General features: G+C 41.1%; 18 protein-coding genes (1 of these 18 only partly in view). 12 read left to right on the top strand and 6 right to left on the bottom strand.

Features of this window, described 5'->3' with window-relative positions:
• Positions 1-51 precede the first annotated feature (51 nt).
• On the top strand, positions 52-306 hold the full coding sequence (locus MHB45_RS25855) for a hypothetical protein (protein ID WP_048688773.1): 255 nt from the start codon (positions 52-54) through the stop codon (positions 304-306).
• Between the two features lie 104 nt (positions 307-410).
• On the opposite strand, the gene MHB45_RS25860 is transcribed toward MHB45_RS25855, so the two are convergent.
• A complete protein-coding gene (locus MHB45_RS25860; protein WP_048688776.1) occupies positions 411-2,144 on the bottom strand; it encodes an AAA family ATPase in 1,734 nt (577 codons plus the stop codon).
• A gap of 250 nt (positions 2,145-2,394) precedes the next feature.
• Here MHB45_RS25860 and def point away from each other — a divergent pair, with 250 nt between their 5' ends.
• On the top strand, positions 2,395-2,973 hold the full coding sequence (gene def / locus MHB45_RS25865) for a peptide deformylase (protein ID WP_072274029.1): 579 nt from the start codon (positions 2,395-2,397) through the stop codon (positions 2,971-2,973).
• A 42-nt stretch (positions 2,974-3,015) separates the two neighbouring features.
• Here the strand turns inward: def and MHB45_RS25870 are convergent, their stop codons facing one another.
• Complete coding sequence (locus tag MHB45_RS25870) at positions 3,016-3,717, bottom strand: SGNH/GDSL hydrolase family protein (RefSeq protein ID WP_048688782.1); 702 nt, start codon at positions 3,715-3,717, stop codon at positions 3,016-3,018.
• Between the two features lie 128 nt (positions 3,718-3,845).
• The gene (locus tag MHB45_RS25875) at positions 3,846-5,360 is read right to left on the bottom strand and encodes an MDR family MFS transporter (protein ID WP_048688785.1); all 1,515 of its coding nucleotides are present in this window, start codon (positions 5,358-5,360) and stop codon (positions 3,846-3,848) included.
• Between the two features lie 128 nt (positions 5,361-5,488).
• Between MHB45_RS25875 and MHB45_RS25880 the strand changes: the two genes are divergently transcribed.
• The 4 genes from MHB45_RS25880 to MHB45_RS25895 all read left to right on the top strand — a co-directional run bounded on the left by MHB45_RS25880 (position 5,489) and on the right by MHB45_RS25895 (position 10,135).
• A complete protein-coding gene (locus tag MHB45_RS25880) occupies positions 5,489-5,968 on the top strand; it encodes a MarR family winged helix-turn-helix transcriptional regulator (RefSeq protein WP_048688788.1) in 480 nt (159 codons plus the stop codon).
• A 191-nt stretch (positions 5,969-6,159) separates the two neighbouring features.
• On the top strand, positions 6,160-7,005 hold the full coding sequence (efeO, locus tag MHB45_RS25885; protein ID WP_048688791.1) for an iron uptake system protein EfeO: 846 nt from the start codon (positions 6,160-6,162) through the stop codon (positions 7,003-7,005).
• Positions 7,006-8,292: an iron uptake transporter deferrochelatase/peroxidase subunit gene (efeB, locus tag MHB45_RS25890; RefSeq protein ID WP_048688794.1), complete on the top strand. Its 1,287-nt coding sequence runs from the start codon at positions 7,006-7,008 to the stop codon at positions 8,290-8,292.
• 88 nt (positions 8,293-8,380) lie between these two features.
• Positions 8,381-10,135 carry an FTR1 family iron permease gene (locus tag MHB45_RS25895; protein WP_340908144.1) on the top strand — a complete coding sequence of 585 codons (1,755 nt, stop codon included), beginning with the start codon at positions 8,381-8,383 and terminating at the stop codon, positions 10,133-10,135.
• A gap of 38 nt (positions 10,136-10,173) precedes the next feature.
• Here the strand turns inward: MHB45_RS25895 and MHB45_RS25900 are convergent, their stop codons facing one another.
• Positions 10,174-10,602 carry a DUF4395 domain-containing protein gene (locus tag MHB45_RS25900; protein WP_072274027.1) on the bottom strand — a complete coding sequence of 143 codons (429 nt, stop codon included), beginning with the start codon at positions 10,600-10,602 and terminating at the stop codon, positions 10,174-10,176.
• A gap of 693 nt (positions 10,603-11,295) precedes the next feature.
• Between MHB45_RS25900 and MHB45_RS25905 the strand changes: the two genes are divergently transcribed.
• From MHB45_RS25905 to MHB45_RS25930, 6 genes are all read left to right on the top strand, one after another.
• The gene (locus MHB45_RS25905; RefSeq protein WP_048688802.1) at positions 11,296-11,745 is read left to right on the top strand and encodes a MerR family transcriptional regulator; all 450 of its coding nucleotides are present in this window, start codon (positions 11,296-11,298) and stop codon (positions 11,743-11,745) included.
• Positions 11,746-11,935: 190 nt separating this feature from the next.
• Positions 11,936-13,234 carry a hemolysin family protein gene (locus MHB45_RS25910; RefSeq protein ID WP_048688850.1) on the top strand — a complete coding sequence of 433 codons (1,299 nt, stop codon included), beginning with the start codon at positions 11,936-11,938 and terminating at the stop codon, positions 13,232-13,234.
• 287 nt (positions 13,235-13,521) lie between these two features.
• Positions 13,522-16,323: a response regulator gene (locus MHB45_RS25915; RefSeq protein WP_048688805.1), complete on the top strand. Its 2,802-nt coding sequence runs from the start codon at positions 13,522-13,524 to the stop codon at positions 16,321-16,323.
• 28 nt (positions 16,324-16,351) lie between these two features.
• The gene (locus MHB45_RS25920; protein WP_063595458.1) at positions 16,352-17,185 is read left to right on the top strand and encodes a CheR family methyltransferase; all 834 of its coding nucleotides are present in this window, start codon (positions 16,352-16,354) and stop codon (positions 17,183-17,185) included.
• A 303-nt stretch (positions 17,186-17,488) separates the two neighbouring features.
• The gene (locus MHB45_RS25925) at positions 17,489-18,847 is read left to right on the top strand and encodes an IS1182 family transposase (RefSeq protein WP_072272405.1); all 1,359 of its coding nucleotides are present in this window, start codon (positions 17,489-17,491) and stop codon (positions 18,845-18,847) included.
• Positions 18,848-19,227: 380 nt separating this feature from the next.
• Complete coding sequence (locus tag MHB45_RS25930) at positions 19,228-20,370, top strand: PP2C family protein-serine/threonine phosphatase (protein ID WP_340908145.1); 1,143 nt, start codon at positions 19,228-19,230, stop codon at positions 20,368-20,370.
• Positions 20,371-20,482: 112 nt separating this feature from the next.
• Here the strand turns inward: MHB45_RS25930 and MHB45_RS25935 are convergent, their stop codons facing one another.
• Together MHB45_RS25935 and MHB45_RS25940 are read right to left on the bottom strand one after the other, a co-directional pair.
• Positions 20,483-20,653, bottom strand: a complete 171-nt coding sequence (locus MHB45_RS25935) for a CsbD family protein (RefSeq protein WP_065310846.1) — start codon at positions 20,651-20,653, stop codon at positions 20,483-20,485.
• Between the two features lie 81 nt (positions 20,654-20,734).
• A protein-coding gene (locus MHB45_RS25940; RefSeq protein ID WP_048688814.1) for an alpha/beta hydrolase crosses the window boundary here: on the bottom strand, positions 20,735-21,223 show its 3' portion. Its footprint extends 270 nt past the window's final position; the window shows 489 of its 759 coding nt (coding positions 271-759); its start codon lies off the right edge, out of view; its stop codon occupies positions 20,735-20,737.

Here is a 21,223-nt window from a genome sequence, read left to right on the forward strand (position 1 = left end):
GATAGATTGATAGAAGGCTAATGTCAGTTAGCATGATTTGGAGGATTTATAATGGCCAATTTCGTTTGCCAGATATGTGGTCGTGGATTTAAAAGTTATAACGAAAATGCTAAATACTGTTCCCAGAGCTGTAAAGGGACAGCCTATATAAAATATGAATTAAAGAAATGTGAACAATGCGGGAAGAAGTACAAACCAAGAAAAGCAGATAGTAAATATTGTTCTTTGGATTGCAGCAACAAGGGCAGGAAAAACCGTAAAGGAACATGTCGTGTTGATTTGGATGAGGAAATTCCATCTGGTTAATTTCCCTTCATCATTTCTGCTTCCATATATGGTCAAAAAAAAAGAGCCTGTTTTATTGCAAACAGGCTCTGGAAATCAGTTCTTAAGACTTAGTGGGAAGAGTATTATGCATTCGAGCATATGCCGGTTATTTCCGAAGCGTCAACGATACGCTGAACTTCAGTTCCCTCAAGTGTCTCTTTTTTCAATAACTCTTCAACGAGCTCTTCATACTGTAGGCGATTCGAGTCAATCAACATTTCCGTTTCCTGAATCGCTTTCGTGAATAATTCCTGCATCTTTTGCTCCTTCTCACCTTTATTGAAGGTGAGGGTGAATCCATCTTGAAGCATTCCGGTATCGACCATTTGTTCCAGCAGATGTTTTGCCTGCTGTACATCTCCGCCTACACCGATGCTATGTTCCCCTAAATACATTCTTTCCGCCACGCCGCCTGCCAAGATCATTTTGACTTGATCAAGCAATTCACTGGCTGTTGCCAGATGAAGTTCTTTTGGTATTGGCGCTACATATCCAAGGGCTTCCCCACGCGGAATGATGGTCGCCTTTCTAACGGAACCAGGCTTTGTCAAAGCAGCAATAAGGGCATGTCCACTTTCATGGATGGCCACACGCCGCTTCGTATCCGCGTCATTCAAGGTACGTGATGTCGCTCCAAGAATCGTACGGTCAATGGCGTAATCAAGATCCTGTTTACGAATCATATCCTGTTCATTCCTCAGGGCATGACGTGAGGCAGTATCGAAAAGGGAGCTTAAGTCAGCGCCGGAGAAACCGGATGTACTTTCAGCCAACTCATCCAGGGAAGCCAGGACATCTGTCGCTAGACGCTTTCCCTTCGTATGGATATCGATGATTTCCTTTCTTCCTTGTGTATCCGGAAGTGGGACTTGGAAAGAGAAATCAATCCTGCCAGGACGTAGAAATGCCTCATCGAGCATATCTTTCCGGTTGGTCGCTGCAATGAATAAAATGCCTTCATTTGGATGGCCTCCATCCAATTGGACAAGCAGTTCGGTTAACGTTTTTTCGCCTTCTTCCCCGCCATGAGGTTTCCTTTTACCAGCCAATGCGTCCACTTCATCGATGAAAATGACAGCTGGCGATTGCTTACGTGCATTTTGGAAAAGGCTGCGGACTCGGGCTGCACCGACTCCAACAAACATTTCGTTGAAGGCTGAACCGCTCGTTGAGAAGAAGTTTGCACCAAGCTCTTTTGCAATTGCCTGTGCAAGCAGCGTTTTCCCCGTTCCAGGAGGGCCGTATAATAAAATGCCTTGAGGCGGCTTAATTCCAATTTTAGCTGAACGTTCAGGTTCCTTTAGTGTAGTAAGTGTCTGAAGGATTTCCTGTTTGATTTCGGATTGCAAACCGCCTACATCATCCAAAGTTATCTCTGGCAGGGGTTTTGGGGTGGAAAGGCTTTGTTTTTTGCTGCCGATCCGCAATCCGCCCTTTGATTTTTTCTGTATAATGACACCGGTTGTGACGAGAGCCGCCATTAACCCGCCTAAAATCCATAATGCTGATTTATTAGTTGATGAAAAAGAATATTGAACGTTATAAGTTTCGACAAGTTTATTGATCATTTGACTGTTGGGAGGAATACTGGAAACGTATTCTCCATCTGGTGTGGAGATGTGAAGAGTGCCATTTCTTTTTTCTTCAATGGTGACAAGAGCTCCATTTTGGGCTTTAATCGTTTTTTCCACGGATGAAAAAGGAATGACCATATCCTTTGACTGAGTAACAGCATACCAACTGATTCCAGCAATTATCACAATGAGAGCCGTAAGGAACGGCAGCAATTTCGAAACTAATTTAGAGTTCGAGTTCAATTTTTCATCTCCTTTAAGAATATATATTCAGTATAAAATTTTTAAACATGTAATCTATAGGTCTTTGTACCTTAAATTAAAGGTAAATAATGTTAAAGGTAAGAAATAACACTTATATATGAGAGTTTAAAGAGTCCGGAATTTAGAAATATTTAATCTAACCGGCATATTAGACTTTTTAAATGCGAAATGCTAAAGTGAAATGGTCTAAGTCATGAAAAAATAAAATGGTAGAAGAGTGTGAAGTTCTATGAGTAAATTTATAAAAGACTATATGATTACGATGAAGGATATCGTTAGAGAAGGGGATCCCATTCTGCGTCAGGTAACGGATGAAGTTAGCCTGCCGATTTCGGATGAAGATCGTGAAACGCTGGAATGCATGATGCAATACCTGAAAAACAGTCAGGATCCAAAACTCCAAAAGAAGTTCAACTTGCGTGAAGGAGTTGGGTTATCTGCCAATCAGATAGGCTTGAATAAACGCATGTTCGTCATGTATTTTCCCGACGAAAAGGGGAAGCTGTTTGAATATGCCCTTGTGAATCCGAAAATCATCAGCCATTCCGCCACAATGATCTATTTACCGCAAAGTGAAGGCTGCCTTTCTGTCGACCGTGATATTAAAGGATATGTACCGCGTTATGAACGGGTTAAAATCAAAGCTTTGGACGGTAATGGTGAGGAAATAGAAATGCGGATGAAGGGCTTTGCTGCAATCGTGTTTCAACATGAGCTAGATCATTTGAACGGGATGATGTTTTATGACCGGATCAATACCGAAAACCCTTTCAAGCTTCCGGAAAACGTGGAAGTGAAAAGTCTGTAAAACCCAAAAAGGCAAAGCGCCATGCTTTGCCTTTTTACCGTTTTATGGCTGAGTAAACCTATCAACTTCCATATGCTTCCGCAAATCACTGAAAATGGCCAGGCTCATTTGCTGGTATCCTTCTGAAGTGAGGTGGATGCCATCATCGCTAATCAAGGGACCCAAGTCACCGGAGGATTTAATATAGGAACGGACGTCGATCAAAGGCACCTTTAGTTCCTCTGCAAGGCTTTTCAATTGGCGATTATACATCCCATGCCAATGTTCAATACCGCCGACATGGGAAACGAAATGCCCGATTGAATGACCGAACTTATCGGCGATGGATCTGTAATACCTGGCAGGATCCAGTGGCGGAAGAGTTAAAAGGAAAGGGGTAATATGCTTGTCCTGAACCTGCTTGACAAGTTGTGTGATATTTTCCAGGTAGCGTTCGATTGGAACGATGGGCTCATGGTCACCATCTGGATTCTTGGCCACTTCGTCCCAATGGAAGTTACAGTCGTTTCCACCGACTTCTATTAATACGATATCGGGATTTTCCGACATGACGTCTTTCTCGATCCGGCTAACCAACAGGTCGGAGTTATCATTGAAAACCCCTTTATTCAATACTTCGACGAATGGCAAAGATTCTGTTAGCTTAGCTAAAGAGTTTGGATAATTTTCTTTAATGATGCGAAGGCGCCCTCTAACATAAGAAATGCCTCTGGTTAAACTGTCTCCAAAACATACGATTTTCAAACTTCTCACCTCGGTATGTGAATGTGTTACTTATATTTTAGTAGTCGAATGATTTTTCGGCAATCATCACCTCCTTTATAGAAGGGAGATGAAAATACAAGAAGCGCTGGAAGTGCAGCGCTTCTTGTTTATTGAAAGGATTCCTTTTTCGAAGGTGTTTCCACCCTTGTTTTTCCCATAAAGAACACAGTGATGGCTGCAAGACCGATCGGAATGAGAGCCAAGGTGAATATCAATGATATCGAATCGGACATCGCATGAACGATTTTATCCAGGATAAAATCCGGAATCTCGGCACGTGCATCCGATTGGAAGAGCTGGCGTGGATCCTCCATCAATCCGGCTGTATCCGGACTTCCTTGCATTCCTTTAAACGCATCCGTCATTTTACTTGTGAATACATTGTTCTGAATCGCTCCATAAATCGTTACACCGAGTGTCATCCCAAAAGAACGAAGGAAGGAGTTTGTTGAGTTGGCCGACCCCCGGTATCTAGGTTCCAAGTTGTGGATGGATGCTATAGGCAAGAGGGAGAAGGAAAAGCCCATGCCAAATCCAGTCAAAATCATGTACAAAGTTAATAAAGTCCTGCTGGTATCAGGGGTGATGGTCCCTAATAAAAGCATTCCTGCAAAATAACAGATGACGGAAACCGTCATTAAGTTACGAAAGCTTGTCTTTGTATTGAATATCCCGCCAATTGCACTGCCGAATACAGAACCAAGCATCATGGGAGTTAGGATCAGTCCTGCATTTGTTGCGGAACCACCGTAAACTGCCTGCACGAAAATCGGGATATAGACGGTTAATATAATGAATGTACCGCCATAAAGAATGGCTAAAATCTGAGAAGTGGCAAATAATCGCCTTTTAAACAGCCATAATGAAATGATTGGATCTTTTGCTCTTTTTTCGAAAAAGAAAAATGAAACGAAGAAAACCACAAAACTGGCAAACAGGCCTATGATGGGAGAGGAACTCCAGCCATACTCTCCGCCCAGTTCGAGAGCGAACATTAAGCTGATAACGGAAATGACGAGAGTTGCTGCGCCACCCCAATCAATTTTTTGCTCTCGGGTGTTGGGTGACTCCTTGTAATAATTCCAGATGAAAAATAAAGAAATGATCCCAATCGGAACATTGACGTAGAAAATCCAGTGCCAGCTGGAGTATTCGGTAATATAGGCACCTAAAAGTGGTCCCAATACGCTTGATGCCCCAAATACAGCACCGAAAAGGCCAGTTAATTTTCCCCGTTTTTCAGGTGGGAAAATATCAAAAATGATCGTAAAGGCTATAGGCATCAGGGCGCCTCCGCCGATCCCTTGGATTGCACGGAAGATACTTAACTGCACGATGCTCTGAGCCATGCCGCATAATGCGGAACCAATCAAAAAGACTATAAGTCCGAAAATAAAAAACCTCTTTCTTCCATACATGTCCGAAAGCTTCCCGAATATCGGCATACTTGCCATCGTGGCGACCATATAGGCAGATGTCACCCATACAAACTTATCAAATCCACCTAAATCAGAAACGATCGTTCCCATAGCAGTCGCAACAATCGTATTATCCATTGCTGACATCAAGATACCCAGCAATAAACCGGCAACAATGAATTTTTGTTTTTTTTGAACGTTCATTTATTTTCCTCCTTCATATCAACCAGCTCATGAATTTCCTTTACATGGTTGAAGGGTAACGTTAAGATGAAACAAAACATTTATCTTGATAATCAAGATAAATTCAAGTGTAAAAGGGGTGGCATTTTATGTCAAGCGATAATAGGGTGAATTCAGCTCTGTTAGAGAGTTTAACACACAGATTGCAGCGGTATGGAATGAGATCCGTGTTATTTCAACAAAATATGGCCCAGAAAATAGGGGTGTCCCATACGGACTTAAAGAGTGCTGAAATATTGAATGAAACAGGACCGATTACCGCCGGTGAATTATCCAAAATTACAGGATTGAGCACGGGTTCGGTTACGGCACTGATCAATCGCCTTGAGAAGTCGGGTTATGTTAAAAGGGAACGAGATCAATTGGACGGAAGAAAGGTCATGATTATGCCGATACCGGAAAGGCAGGAACAGATTAAATCGCACTATCAATCGCTTTCTATGGCCACAAAAGAATTATGCTCAGCTTATAATGAGCAAGAGCTAATATTGATCAATCAATTTGTTGAGGAAATCACAAAAATCATGGATAAAGAAAATAACAAGTTAATGAGTGAGCGTGAAAGGTAGCTGAAATGTAGGCTGCTTTTTTTATTTTTAGCCAGCTGGGAGCTACTTATCCTGCGAAAGCAAAAGGGATAGCGTGGATTCTTTTCAAAGAGAATGAATAATGTCACATTTCCATTAAAAATATATATTGATAATGATTCTCATTATCTGCTAATATAAATCTACAAATCATATCAAAGGGAGAATACAAAATGAAGAAAGCACATGCGTCATTAGCGGTCTTACTATCAACCAGCCTATTATTTGGCTGTGCGCAGGAAAAGGAAGGAACTGAACAGGCAGGTGATAATGCCAAAGAAGTGAGTGCGAGTAAGCTTGATGATGTATCTAGTGAGTACCGGGAATATGCCATTGGTGAAATAGAAGAGTTCGTAAACGCAACGGAAAAATTCACTACGGCCGTATCTGCCGGTGATATAGAAAAGGCGAAGGAATTATACGCACCAGCCCGCATGCATTATGAGAGAGCGGAACCCATCGCTGAAGTATTTGGTGATCTTGACCCCAAAATCGATGCTCGTGAAGGGGATGTCAAAGATGAAGAGTGGGGCGGTTACCATAGGATTGAAATGGGGTTATGGCAAGAAAATACAACGAACGGATACGAAAAGTATGCAGATCAATTAATGAATGATGTCAATTTGCTTCGAGCCAAAGTTGAAACGGTTGAGGTAACGCCCGATTTGTTGATCACGGGTGCCGTGGATTTATTGAATGAAGTTTCCACGAGTAAAGTGACAGGAGAAGAGGACCGATACTCCCATACCGACCTGTATGATTTCGTGGCAAATGTTGAAGGTGCAGAAAAAATCTATGATCTGCTTACTCCAGCGCTGAAAGAAAAGGATGCGAAGCTAGCTGCGGAAATCCAACAACGTTTTGACGATGTATACGGCTTGCTTGAAAAGCATAAGGAAGGGAATGGCTATATTTCATATACGGATTTAAAGGAAGCTGAAGTCAAAGAGTTAAGTCAAGCAATTGATGCATTGGCCGAACCACTTTCGCAAATAGGGATTGTAACGGAGGAATCTTAATTGAAGGAACATACGCCGAAAGATGAAACCGGACTTTTTACAAAAAAGGTAAGTCGACGAAACATGTTGAAAACGGCAGGAGTCGGTGGAATCGGAGTCGTGATAGGAGCATCTGGATTTGGCGGGCTGCTGACACTTTCTGAACAAAGGGCGAAGGGTCAAACCAAGGATATTGTTCCTTTTTATGGAGCGTACCAAGCCGGTATCACCACCGAAGCGCAAGATAACCTTTACTTCGCATCATTGCAAGTAACCACGGATAAAAGGTCCGACTTAATCCAGTTATTCAAGGATTGGACAGAAGCTGCGGCTCAGATGACAGCGGGGAAATTGATTGGTGAAGCGTCACTTAATACGAATATGCCCCCAAAGGATACGGGTGAAGCGAAAGAATTATCACCTTCCAATTTAACGATCACTTTTGGAGTGGGACCGAGCCTGTTTTCAAAAGAGGGTAAAGATCGATTTGGTTTGAAATCGAAAAGGCCTCCTGAATTAAAGGACCTGCCCAAATTCCCTTTAGATGCGTTAGATGATGAATGGTGCGGTGGGGATATTTGTATCCAAGCATGTGCAGATGATCTTCAAGTGGCTTTTCATGCCGTTCGGAACTTGGTGAGGATCGGAAGAGGGAAAACGATCATTCATTGGGCACAAACAGGTTTTCAACGTACTAAGCAAGCCGATTCACAAAAAACGACACCGCGGAACCTTTTCGGGTTTAAGGATGGGACGGTCAATCCGGATACGAATGATAATAATGAAATGAATGAGCATGTTTGGGTGAGGGCGGGGGATGGTCCTGACTGGCTTGTTGGAGGCAGTTATATGGTGGTGCGCCGAATCCAGATGTACATTGAAGTTTGGGACCGGACAATCTTGAAAGAGCAAGAAAATACATTTGGCCGTCATCGTGACAGTGGAGCTCCACTAGGAATGAAGAATGAGTTCGATACCGTGGATCTTGAAGCTAAAGATCCAAGTGGAAATCGGATCATTCCAGAAGATTCGCATATGAGTCTCTCCAGGGGGGACGGAAAAGCAAAGATATTGCGGCGCTCCTATTCATATGCAGATGGAATGGATCCGAAAACAGGGAGCTTCAATGCCGGCTTGCTATTCATTTGTTTTCAGCGAAACCCAAGTAAACAATTCATACCCATACAAGAGAGACTAGCGAAAAATGATAAACTCAACGAATATATCGTTCACAGGGGAAGTGCCATGTTCGCTTGTTTACCAGGTGCGAAAAAGGGTGGCTATATTGGGGATTCCCTTTTTGGATAAAATGTAAATTTCAAATGATGACGTGAAAATCGCCAGCATGGATATTATCCGGTTGGCGATTTTAGTTCATGAATAAGGAGGGACCAGTATGGCCGTTTCTAGATGGAAGACTGGGATATGGGTTATAATAGTCAGCCTTTTATTTCTTTCGACTAATATAAGGATGGTTTCGGCGGGTGAAAACCATGATCAGCTTTTTGTTTATATTGGCGATAGTCTAATGAAGGTGAAATACGGAGACCTTGAGGAAGTATCGAAAAATATCGATCTATTCGAGAAAGATTGGAAAACGATAAAAACGGACAGCGAGGGTGCAAGGAAAGTCGACGACAAGCTATCCGCGGTAAAAAGTGCTGTGAGGGACCAGGTCTCCACAGATGAAATCAAGAAGCGATTATCGGCATTATCAAGTACTCTTGTTATTTATGATACCGCTGAAAACCCTGTTGATAAAACGGACTATAAGGAACGGTTAGAAGCGATACTTCCTTTAATAGATGAGTTGAACGCTTTGATAACTGAAGGTGACTTTGATCAAGCTAAAGTTCTATATACCGACCTCCTGAATCAATGGACCGGTGCAGAGGTCATTGTCAGGGAGAAAAGTGTTGCTGCATATGGCGAATTTGAAACAAAAATGGCATTTGTTCGGATAGCGATTACTCAAGACCCCCCTGATTCGGAAAAGGCCCAAAATAACCTAACTGAATTAAAGGGACTAATCGAGGATTTCCTAGCTGGTAAAGTGGAAGAAGGAAGCCAGAAGAATATCTATTCACTTGGGGATGTAACGCAACTTTTACAAGGAAGTGCAACGGATATTGAAAAGGATGACATCGATTCCGCCATTGATAAGCTAAATGAAATCTTAACAATTTGGCCTAATGTCGAAGGGGAGGTCTCCACAAGGGACAGCAAGCTTTACGGCGATATGGAAACGAAAGTCCCGACCGCAATCAGCCTATTGCAATCGAAAAAGGTAAAGTCGGAGGAAGCGAAGGGAATCGTATCCGATTTAAACACTAGATTACTCCCTTTAATTGATGATACAGGTTATACAACATGGGATGCCGCTTTGATCCTTTTACGGGAAGGGTTGGAAGCACTCTTGATTGTAGCTACATTATTGTCTTTCCTAAAGAAAATCGGGCAAGCGGACAAACAAAAATGGATTTGGACAGGGGTTGGTGCGGGTTTAGCTGCCAGTTCCATATTGGCGGTCATAATCAATATTGTCTTCTCACAGATCACGGCTGCGTCAAGCCGGGAATATATTGAGGGAATCACTGGGATAATAGCCGTATCAATGATGTTGACAATTGGTCTTTGGCTTCATAGTAAATCGAATGTACATGCATGGAACCGGTATATCGACAAGCAAATGAACAAAGCCATAGCGACGGGAAGCATCATCTCTTTCGCTTTAATCAGTTTTCTATCCATATTCCGTGAAGGTGCCGAGACGATTATCTTTTATGCGGGAATGGCTCCTTATATGGAATTAAAGCAGCTGCTGAGCGGGATTTTCCTTGCAATCCTTTTATTAACGGCAGTTGGCTTCGTCATGCTGCGGTACAGTGTGAAATTACCGATGACCCTATTTTTTAAAGTGGCAACGATACTCATATATGCCTTGGCTTTCAAGATTCTTGGAGTATCCATCCATTCACTTCAGGTATCGCAAGTGATACAGACAAATACGATCAGCGCCTTCCCGTTTATAGAAACGATAGGTCTTTATCCAACAATGGAAACGCTGGTGCCGCAAGCACTATTGATTTTGCTGATTGCATTGGCAGCCATCTGGGTCAAAAAGAGTAATTCCTTACGTACAGCCGAATAATAAATGGGACTGACGTATGTCAGTCCCATTTATGTGTGCTATTGGCGTTGAGATCGGCGATAGGAATATTGCTTCCAGTGATAAAGGATGAAGCAGCCGATGCAGAATCCAAGAATGGCTATGAGTGAAGCCATTCCGACCATCAAGGTGAATATATATCCGGTAACATTCCATCCAAGCAAAAAAGAAGTGAATCCAAGTCCTAAGCAAACGACTGCTATGGCCTGGTTGAATTGCTGCTGTGAATGATCTTCAGGAATATAATCGGACGGTTTCTTTTTAAGAAAGAGCTTTGCAAGACGCATCACTGGATTGAAATTAAAGAGAAGACCCAAAAGTCCCGCTGTTAAAGGAATGGCTAATATCCATAATTGACCCGTTAATAAGGCGGTGGCTACGCTTAAGAAAATGACCCATTGATTCGTACGTACTAAGGGACGGGGAATGGAGCGAATTTCACTCGTCATAGAAAACCAACCTTCCTGATGTGTTTTGTTATATTTTATCCTTATTTTAATCCCTTGTGAAGAGAAAGGTCAATAAAACAAAAGTTATCCTTATTTATAATAATTTTAATTTAGTATTGATTATTATTATAAAAGTAGTATAATATATTTATCATGAAATTAAAGTGAGGAGGACAGTATAAATGGTAGCAAAAGTTTGTGAAACATGCGGAACACCAATAAAAAAGCTGAAGCATTCTTCCCTATGCCAATGCGGTCCTAAGATACTGAGCAATCAATTCTCAGTTAAAACAAAAAAATAAAACCCCGTGGAGTAAATGATAAATTAAACCATTAATCGGTTTGAGTTTATGGACAAAAATGGTTCCATCTTAATTTTTAGATAAAGTTGATTGGTGCGGATGTTCGAGATCCCTGAGGGAAAAGCGTGTCCAAGGGAGACCCCGCAGGCGCAAGCAGAGGCGGACCGCCCGCGGAAAGCGAGTGCCTTACGTTCCAATCAGCCTTCATATTTTATACACTCTCAAAAAATGCAGGCAATCGTTTGTCTACAGTCTGAACCGATTATTCAATTAATCGGTTTTTATTTTTCCAATGAAGGGTAAAGAGGATAATAAATATTTTTCATTTCAATTAAAATAATGTACGATTATGGAATAGAATAAAACGTCAGGAAGAATAGACATATCTTAGATGTGTCTAAACCATAACGTGACGGTTAGGAGGGGCTATGTTGGGAACGAGACTTTAAAAATTGGCGAGTTGGCGGAAATGGCGAATGTTACGAAACGAACCGTAGATTATTATACGAATCTTGGCTTGCTTAAAGCAGAACGTTCCGCCTCTAATTACCGTTATTATTCAGTCGGTGAACTTGAAAGGCTCCGCCGTATCGAAGGATACAAAAGAGAAAACCTTACATTGGAAGATATTAAAGAAATACTTAAAAAGGATAAGGAAGCCGCATCAGCAATTGAGGAAAAAGGTCTTCAGCTCAAGAATAAAATGGATGGCCTGAACGAAGAACTTCAGGAATTCATCAGCTTGATTGAAAAGGACGGAAAAAGTGAGCTTCTTCTAAAAAAACAGATATCCCGTGAAAGCATGGCCTTGATCCAATCATTACTAGTGTTGCTCGTATGATTAAAATTTAGCTCTATAGTTTTATGCACAAAGGTGCATATTAAGGCTAAATGGTTTTGGTTCATGTTATAAGGAAAAAATCGCTTATTAAACGAAAATAACCATTTATACAGGAGGTGCTTGGGATTAAGCCGTACATGTCTAATCCGAAGGTCAGTGGGATTGGAACTATATGGCGAACCCGCACATATTGGAGATTTTTATAAAATTATTGGCAGTAGCTGCATTAATAGCATTAACCGCATTTTTCGTTGCATCGGAATTTGCAATCGTGAAAGTCAGAAGTTCCCGGATCAATCAATTAATTGAAGAAGGGCATAGAAATGCCCTCGCAGCCAAGAAAGTGACATCGCATATCGATGAGTACTTATCTGCCTGTCAATTGGGGATTACAGTAACCGCCTTAGGTTTAGGGGTGTTGGGTGAACCGACTGTCGAGGCGATCTTAAAACCATTGTTCACTAAATGGGGATTAGAGGCATCTGTAAGTCACATCATCTCGTTCCTGATCGCGTTCGGTTCCGTGACATTCCTTCATGTTGTAGTCGGCGAACTCGCACCGAAAACGGTTGCGATTCAAAAGGCAGAAGAGGTAACGTTGCTATTTGCAAAGCCGTTAATTCTCTTTTACCGCATTTTGTACCCATTCATTTGGTTACTGAATGGTTCTGCACGTCTGCTGACGGGCATGTTCGGATTAAAGCCTGCGTCCGAGTCCGAAATGGCCCATTCTGAAGAAGAGCTGCGCATCATTTTATCGGAAAGCTATAAAAGCGGTGAGATCAACCAATCGGAATACAAATATGTCAATCAGATATTTGAATTTGATGAGCGTATTGCCAATGAAATCATGGTTCCGCGTACGGAAATGACCGTTATCGAAAAAGGCATGCCATTATTGGAAGTTGTTGAACTGATTCAAGAAGAACAATACACAAGGTATCCGGTCATAGACGGTGATAAAGATAATGTCGTGGGAATGGTCAATATCAAGCGACTTTATACAGCGACGATTACAGAAGATAATGTAACGGCTTTGACGGTGGATTCCTTTGTAACACCCATCATCCGTGTTCTTGAAACGATCGCCATTCATGATCTGCTGCTTAAAATGCAGAAGGAAAGGATCCATATGGCAGTTTTGACCGATGAATATGGCGGAACAGCTGGTCTTGTAACGGTTGAAGACATCCTTGAAGAAATCGTCGGGGAAATCCGTGATGAATTTGACCAGGATGAACGTCCGCTCATTCAAAAAATTGATGAAGGGCATTATGTATTCGATGCTAAAACATTGGTTGAAGATGTTAATGATACCCTTGCGATCGATTTGCCGGAGGAAGATATCGATACATTGGGAGGATGGTTCCTGACAGGCAGATTTGAAATTGCTGTCGGGGATAGAATTGAATACGCCGGATATGAATTTACTGTAAAGGAAATGGACGGCCACCATGTTTTATATGTTGAAGTGAAGAAGATTAAATAAACAGGATCAAACCAAAAGCCGAAAGTGAAAACTTTCGGCTTTTATTATGTACGAACCATATATTTGGGTGTTTATGACAATGGTAAGGCAGACTGTTGCTTAATTGGAAAAGGAATTCATGTAAAATGATAGTGTGGGTAACCATTTTAGCCTGGAAAATGTTAAAATTGATTTTGAGCAATGAAACTATCTATATATCATTTCAAAGAATATAAGGTGAGTTCTAGTATTTTGCAAGCCGTTATTTCGGGCTGGTATAAATAAGTATTGAAGGTGGGCGGAAAAAAATGGGTTTTAAGAAAAAGCAAATGTTGGGATTTGGTTTGATCTTGCTTTTCTTGGCTATTTTACTTTCATTCATGATGTTTACGCTAAACAATTTAAAGAGCAGCATGACTGAAATAGTTGAAAATCGCTATGAAAAAGTTCAAGCTTCGATGGAAATCCGTCAGCTTTTTTCTAGGTCGGACCGTGAGATTTTGTTTGCAGCTAATGATGCAAATAAAGAAGAAAGAGCAGAGAGCCTCGAAATCATCAATGAGAATCATAATTTGATTGAATCAAAAATTGCCGGGTTATCAGGTTCGTTAAATCAGGCGAAAGCGAAGCAATTATTGAAAGAGTTCGAGACCCAATATGCTTCTTACTCCATAACGGAGGCTGAAATCATCCAAAAGATAAAATCGGAAAACTCTTCGGATAATCTTTCAAGCCTGATGGATGACCAAAGGGAAAAGCGAACGAAAGTCATCAGTACGATGGATGAATTTAAGGATTACCAAGAAGGTGTCATGAAAGATACTTTAAGTAATTCGAAACAAACCTATGAAGATATGATCGGATTTGTAATTTTTGCGGTTATTCTCAGCATTTTGGTCATCTCCGTAACGGTTGTTTGGATGATCCGCAGTACATCGAAAGATCTGCAATCAATTACGAAGGTCATCGAAAATATCGATTATAAAAATTTGTCGGTCATACCAAGAATCCCGGTGCGGACCACTGATGAAATTGGGGAAATAGCGAAATCGTTCAATGATATGGCGGAATCGCTTGAAATCTATAATCAAAAAGAAAAAGATTTCACTGAAAAGATCAGTGAACAGAACTGGATTCAGACCCGTGTTGCAGATATAGCTACCATGTATCAGCGCATTGTTGATGTGGAAGTCCTTGCTGACCGGTTCATTACAAGACTTGCACCGATGATGGGAGCTTCAATTGGAGCTTTTTACGTCAAACGGGGTGAGGGTGTGGATATGCGCTTTGTGAAGCTTGCCAGCTTTGCTGGAGATGGTGAAGATTCGGGCAGGCGTGAATTCCGTCTTGGCGAAGGTTTGATCGGTCAATGCGCCCTTGAAAAGAAATCCAAAGTCATCGAGGATATCCCTGAAGATTTCCAATTGGTTACGACAGGATTGGGGGAAGTCAACCCGAAAAGCATTGTCATTGCGCCAGTCGTTTTTGAGGATGAAGTGGTGGCGATGGTTGAACTGGCGAGTTTGGAGGCCTTTACGAAGCTGCAAAAAACGTTCCTGAACCAGGTTCTTGATACTCTGGGCATCACGATCAATAATGTGGAGGGCCGGATGGAAATAGAGCGTTTATTGAAGGAATCACAGGCACAGACTGAAGAGTTACAGGCTCAATCGGAAGAATTGCAATCACAGTCAGAGGAAATGCAAGCCCAATCGGAGGAACTGCAAACACAGGCTGAAGAGTTGCGAATGATCAATGAACAATTGGAAGAGAGAAATCGTGAAACGGAAGAAAAATCGAAAGAGCTTCAAGTCGCTAAACTGAATCTTGAAAAACAAGCGGAAGAATTGAAGTTAAGTTCAAAATATAAATCGGAGTTCATGGCAAATATGTCCCATGAATTGCGGACACCGCTCAATAGTATCCTGATTTTATCAGAAATGCTTTCAGATCCTAATGATAGTAAATTAAATGAAGAGCAACAGGAATTCGCTCGTGTCATTAATTCATCAGGCCAAGACTTATTAACGTTGATCAATGACATTTTGGATTTATCAAAAGTTGAAGTCGGAAAGCTTGAAGTGGTCTTTGATGAAATGAATTTGAGTGAGCTTCCTGAGTTATTGCACCGTAACTTCGATCATGTAGCGAAGAAAAAGAACATTGACTTTATAATCGAAAAAAGTAAAAACGTTCCGGATATTTTCTTTACGGATGAACAGCGCTTCCAGCAGATTTTGAAAAACCTGCTATCCAATGCATTTAAATTCACGGAAAAAGGTTCTGTTTCTGTCCAAATCAAAAAAGCTGATGAAGAAAATGTAGCACAATGGATACAGACAAAAGGAGCGAGCAATTGGGTTGAAATTAAGGTGACGGATACTGGCATCGGAATATCAAAAGAGAAGCAAAAACTTATCTTTGAAGCATTCCAGCAAGGTGACGGAGCTACAATGAGAAAATATGGCGGTACAGGACTTGGGCTATCGATTTGCCGGGAGTTTGCCAAACTTCTGGGAGGCTGGGTCATTGTAGATAGTGAAGAGGGGCAAGGCAGTACCTTTACTTTCTTTATTCCAAGCATGCCAGAGGGCTTCAAAAATGTCGACGAAGCAATAGCTGCTTCTCCGGAAGTGGCAGCAGCTAACCACGATGATTCTGTCGCGCCTTTTGGAGATCAGGGAGAACCGGATGCAGGTATGATGGATGAAGAAGATCTGGATAAGGCCAAACCATTCTGCAATAAAACAGTACTGGTCGTCGATGATGATCACCGTAATATATTTGCCCTGAAAAATGCGCTGAAGCATGAGGGGATGGAAATCCTTACAGCTGAAAACGGCTTTGAATGTTTGGAACTCCTTGAAAAAGGAAACAATATAGATGTTATTTTGATGGATATCATGATGCCGGGTATGGACGGTTACGAAACGATGACCAGAATTCGCGAGCAAAGTAAATTCGAGGATCTTCCAATCATCGCGTTAACTGCGAAAGCGATGAAAGGCGATAGGGAAAAATGCCTGAAGGCCGGCGCTTCCGATTATGTCAGCAAACCATTAAAATTGGATCAGCTGCTATCCGTCCTAAGAGTATGGCTGACTAATTGATTGATAGTATGGGTGAGGAAGGATTTTCATGAAGGATACTTTAACGATTGAAGAAAGAGAAGATTTAGAAATCGAATTATTGTTAGAGGCCATTTATTCCGTTTCTGGCTTTGACTTTCGCAAATATATGCGTTCTTCTATTAAAAGAAGAGTTGAAAATAGAATGAGGCTGGACCATATACGCAGGATTAGCGGAATGATAGAAATGGTTTTATATGAAAAAGGGTATGTCGAGAAGCTTTTGAAAGATTTTTCAATAAATGTCACTGAAATGTTTCGCGATCCGGATTTCTTTAAAGCCTTTCGTTTAAATATTGTACCGCTCCTGAAAAAACTTCCAGAAATCAGAATTTGGCATGCGGGTTGTTCAACCGGTGAAGAAGCCTTTTCCATGGCAATCATCCTCAAGGAAGAAGGACTTTATGATAAGGCAAGGATATATGCCACTGATATGAATGATGAAGTCCTCCGTCATGCGGAAAAAGGGATATTACCTTTAAATAGAATGCAGTCTTATACGAAAAACTATCTGCAAGCTGGAGGTAACCAGGAATTTTCGGAGTATTATACAACCGATTATCAAAATGCTTATCTTGATTCGGGCCTCCTTAAAAACATTGTGTTCTTCCAGCATAATTTAGTTACTGATGGTTCGTTCAATGAGTTCCATATCATCATGTGCCGGAATGTGATGATTTATTTTACCGGTGAATTACAGACCTATGTTAATCAGTTGTTTTATGACAGTCTTTGTAAAGATGGCTTCCTTGCGGTCGGCAGCAAGGAAACTCTTCATACATCATCCTTTTCGGAGGATTATGAGGACTTTGATTCAAAGGAACGGATTTATCGGAAACTGTAAAAAGAAAGAGTTCGCATATATGCGGACTCTCAGACTGTAGACAAACTCGATGAAAATCGAGTTTGTCTATTTTTATGGCTTGTACAATTTGGACGTTGATTTCCACTCCAGGCACTCGCTTTCCGCGGGCGGTCGGGGAGCCTCCTCGGCTTTCGCCTGCGGGGTCTCCCCTAGACGCGCTTTTCCCGCAGGAGTCTCGTACCTTCCGTTCCAATCAACTTTGTCTTACCTTTTAGATAGAACACTTTTGCCTGGAGTCATGTTTGTTTTAAAATAGAAGTATTAAAACTTGAGGTGATGAGGATGCTTTCTAAACATGATTCTATTCAGCGAGATCAACTTGAAATGATTACTTTAGATCAATTGGTGCCACCGAACCATTTGGTTCGTAAAATGGAGGCTGCCATTGACTTCACTTTCATTTATGACTTGGTGAAAGATATGTATTCAGAGGTAGGACGCCCAAGTATTGATCCAGTTATTTTAGTTAAACTGACTTTCATTCAATATACCTTCGGTATTCGTTCCATGCGTAAAACGATTGAAGAAGTTGAAACCAATATGGCTTACCGTTGGTTCTTAGGCTATGGTTTCCATGATAAAGTACCTCATTTCTCTACGTTCGGGAAAAATTATGAGCGACGCTTCAAAGATACAGATCTGTTTGAACAGATTTTCTATCGCATTTTAATGACAGCTGCTAATAAAAAGTTAATAAGTGCTGAACACGTTTTCGTGGATTCCACACATGTGAAAGCCAGTGCGAATAAACGGAAATTTGAAAAGAAAATCGTTCGTAAAGAAACACGAGCGTATCAAGGACGTCTTCAAGAAGAAATCAATCAAGATCGTGAAAACCATGGAAAAAAGCCTTTTCCACCAGATAAATTTGATAAAGAAGAGACCAAAGAGATTAAAGAAAGTACAACGGATTCTGAGAGTGGCTACTATGTGAAAGATGAACGAACAAAACAGTTTGCCTATTCATTCCACGCGGCCGCAGACCGCAACGGTTTTGTATTGGGAACGATTGTAACACCTGGAAATACACATGACAGTCAGATCTTAGAGCCACTAGTTGAACAAGTGATTGAGAAAGTTGGAAAACCGGAAGCCGTTGCCGCAGATGCAGCTTATAAAACACCAGCGATTACAAGCTACCTATTTAACAAAGAAATCATACCGGCTTTACCTTATACACGTCCTCGCACCAAAGAAGGATTTTTCCGCAAACAGGACTATGTATACGATGAACATTTTGATTGTTACCTTTGCCCTTCGGGCGAAACTTTAAAGTACTCAACAACAAATAAAGAGGGCTATCGCGAGTACAAATCGCCAAAACAAATTTGTACAACATGCTCATTTTTATCTCGGTGTACAGAAAGCAAAGACTGTCAAAAAGTGGTGACACGGCATATCTGGCAAACACATGTGGAAGAAGCAGATCATCTGCGTCATCATCAAGATGTAAAACCTATATATGCAAAACGTAAAGAAACGATTGAGCGTGTATTCGCAGATGCAAAAGAAAAGCATGGTATGCGTTGGACTACTTTAAGGGGACTTAAAAAATTGTCGATGCAGGCGATGCTTACTTTCGCTGCCATTAATTTAAAGAAGATGGCCAATTGGACATGGCAAGGTCCAAAAATGGCCTAACATAGTGGGCTCGTAGAGCCCCAATCTCTAAACTTTAGGCGAAAATTCAAAGGGAATTTCAAAAGGGGTTCAGAATTTTTTAATTCCGAACCCCTTTTGTCTACAAACTGAGAGTTCGCATATATGCGGACTCTTTCTTTTTGATTAAATTATTTTTCACTTTTTTTGAATAACTATGTTTAAGTCATCGGAAGAAGGGGTATATATAATGAGTTGGTCTCCATGCAGAATCTCGACTGCAGTTTATCATTATTAAAAGAGACTGAACTTCGTTATAATATAATGGAAAAATCCCTGTTAAGGGAGCTTTATAAAAGTACTGTTCCATATAAAAAAGATAAATGTTGCCGCTCGATATAAGCCAAAAGGGGAATGAAAGAATGACGATTTTAATCGTAGATGATAACCAGGTTAACCTTTTCGTTATAGAGAAAATTCTAAAACGAGCTGGCTATACGGATTTTCTATCATTAACTTCAGCTGTTGAGATGTTTGAATATTTACAGGTGGATAGTCCGCAACCTAAAGAGACTTCAGTTGATATCATTCTGCTTGATATCATGATGCCGGAGATCGATGGGATAGAGGCGTGCAGGAGACTTCAAAGTATTCCTCACCTTAGAGATATACCCGTGATTTTTGTGACCGCCCTTGAAGATTCAAACAAGGTGGCCGAGGCACTTGATGTTGGCGGAATTGATTATATAATGAAGCCTATCAATAAAATAGATTTACTTGCGAGGATTCGCGTGGGGTTAAGACTTAAATATGAAAAAGATTGGCATAAAATGCAGGATGAAAAAATCCGTAATGAATTGGATCTTTCCATGCAGGTTCAAAGCAGCTTATTAAGTGAACCCATTATAAATGACCACTTAACTATAAGGGCATCATACTTACCTGCGAATAAATTAGCAGGGGATATGTACTATTGGCACCGCATCGATGAAAATCGGTATGGGATCATCCTGTTGGATATGATGGGGCATGGCATATCCGCCTCACTTGTGTGTATGTTCATATCCTCCGTATTGAGGGATGCCATCAGGACTCATTCGGACCCAGTGTCAGTAATAAATGAAATGAATCGCTGGATGAGTACCCTTAATAAAGATGATAATCAAGTGCATTATTATTTTACCGCGATTTATATGATCATTGATACAGATCAAAAGACAGTGGAATATATAAATGCCGGACATCCTCCTGGATTTGCTTTAATGGACGATGGAAAAGTGGTCTCCCTTTCAAAAGGGACATGTCCTGTTGGTTTCTTCACCGAGATGAAAGTAGAGAAATCCGTCATTCGTTATGAAGAGAAGATTCAGCTTATGCTATTTACGGATGGAGTCATGGAAGCGATAGATCGAGAAGGGACGGAAGGCCTCGACCAAATAAAAGAAGCGGTCTCGACAAGATGGTTTGATTGTAAAGAATCTCCCCCTATCGATTTTTTGATGTCACCTGAAATGCAGCAAGATCAGCCTGATGATATGTGTGTTGTGGTTATTCAAGCGAATTGAAGAAGGAAGAGGCGGCAGATCATCTGCCGCCTCTTCTCTATAAAAGGGGGGTCACTATTATATGAAATGAGAATGTTCTAAGAGAGTGAATCCTGTATTCGGCTATTTGCAATTAACGGTCATTTTTCAATTTACTAATGCCATCTTGGAGATTGCCTTTTAATTTATCGGCTTTACCTTCTGCTTGTAAGTGAGGATCATTTTTCGCGTTTCCGACTTGGTCTTTCGTTTCACCTTTAACTTTATTTACAGCACTCTTTACTTTGTCTGATAAACCGCTCATTATGTTACCTCCTTTTTCTTTATATACTGTATATACCCATGAAGTGAGTGGGTAAACCTGATTTATATGGAGAAAGGAGTTTTAAGAAGCGATTATTTCCCTTTTACTTAACCTTTGAATGAACTGATAGGAATGTTCAATGATATGATCTTTGTCATGATCCAACGACGCCACATGATATGAATTTTCAAGGCGCGCCATCTCTTTATCACCGGACATGACAGTATCGTAAATCTGATAGGAACACGAGTCCGGTACAACGTGGTCTTCTGGTGAATGGAAGATAAGTATCGGGCACGAAACGTCTATTAGTTTTTGGCTGGTATGTTCCATTATATCAAGCAATTGATTAATCGCTTTTGACGGAACTTGGTCATATGTGATTTCTTTAGGTGTATCGTCTTTTATGTCAGGCTTGCCTTCGGGAATGAAGCGTGGAACCGATTGGTTACGATATCTTTCATATTCAGGAACTTGGAGAGCGGCGTTGATGGTGAGAATTCCATCACAAGCCAATTTTGTCGCTAAGTCGAGAACAAGGGCACCTCCCATGGATTGTCCGATGGCGAA

Origin of the sequence: Peribacillus sp. FSL K6-5616, assembly GCF_038008245.1 — a bacterium.
GTDB classification, from domain to species: Bacteria; Bacillota; Bacilli; order Bacillales; family DSM-1321; genus Peribacillus; species Peribacillus frigoritolerans.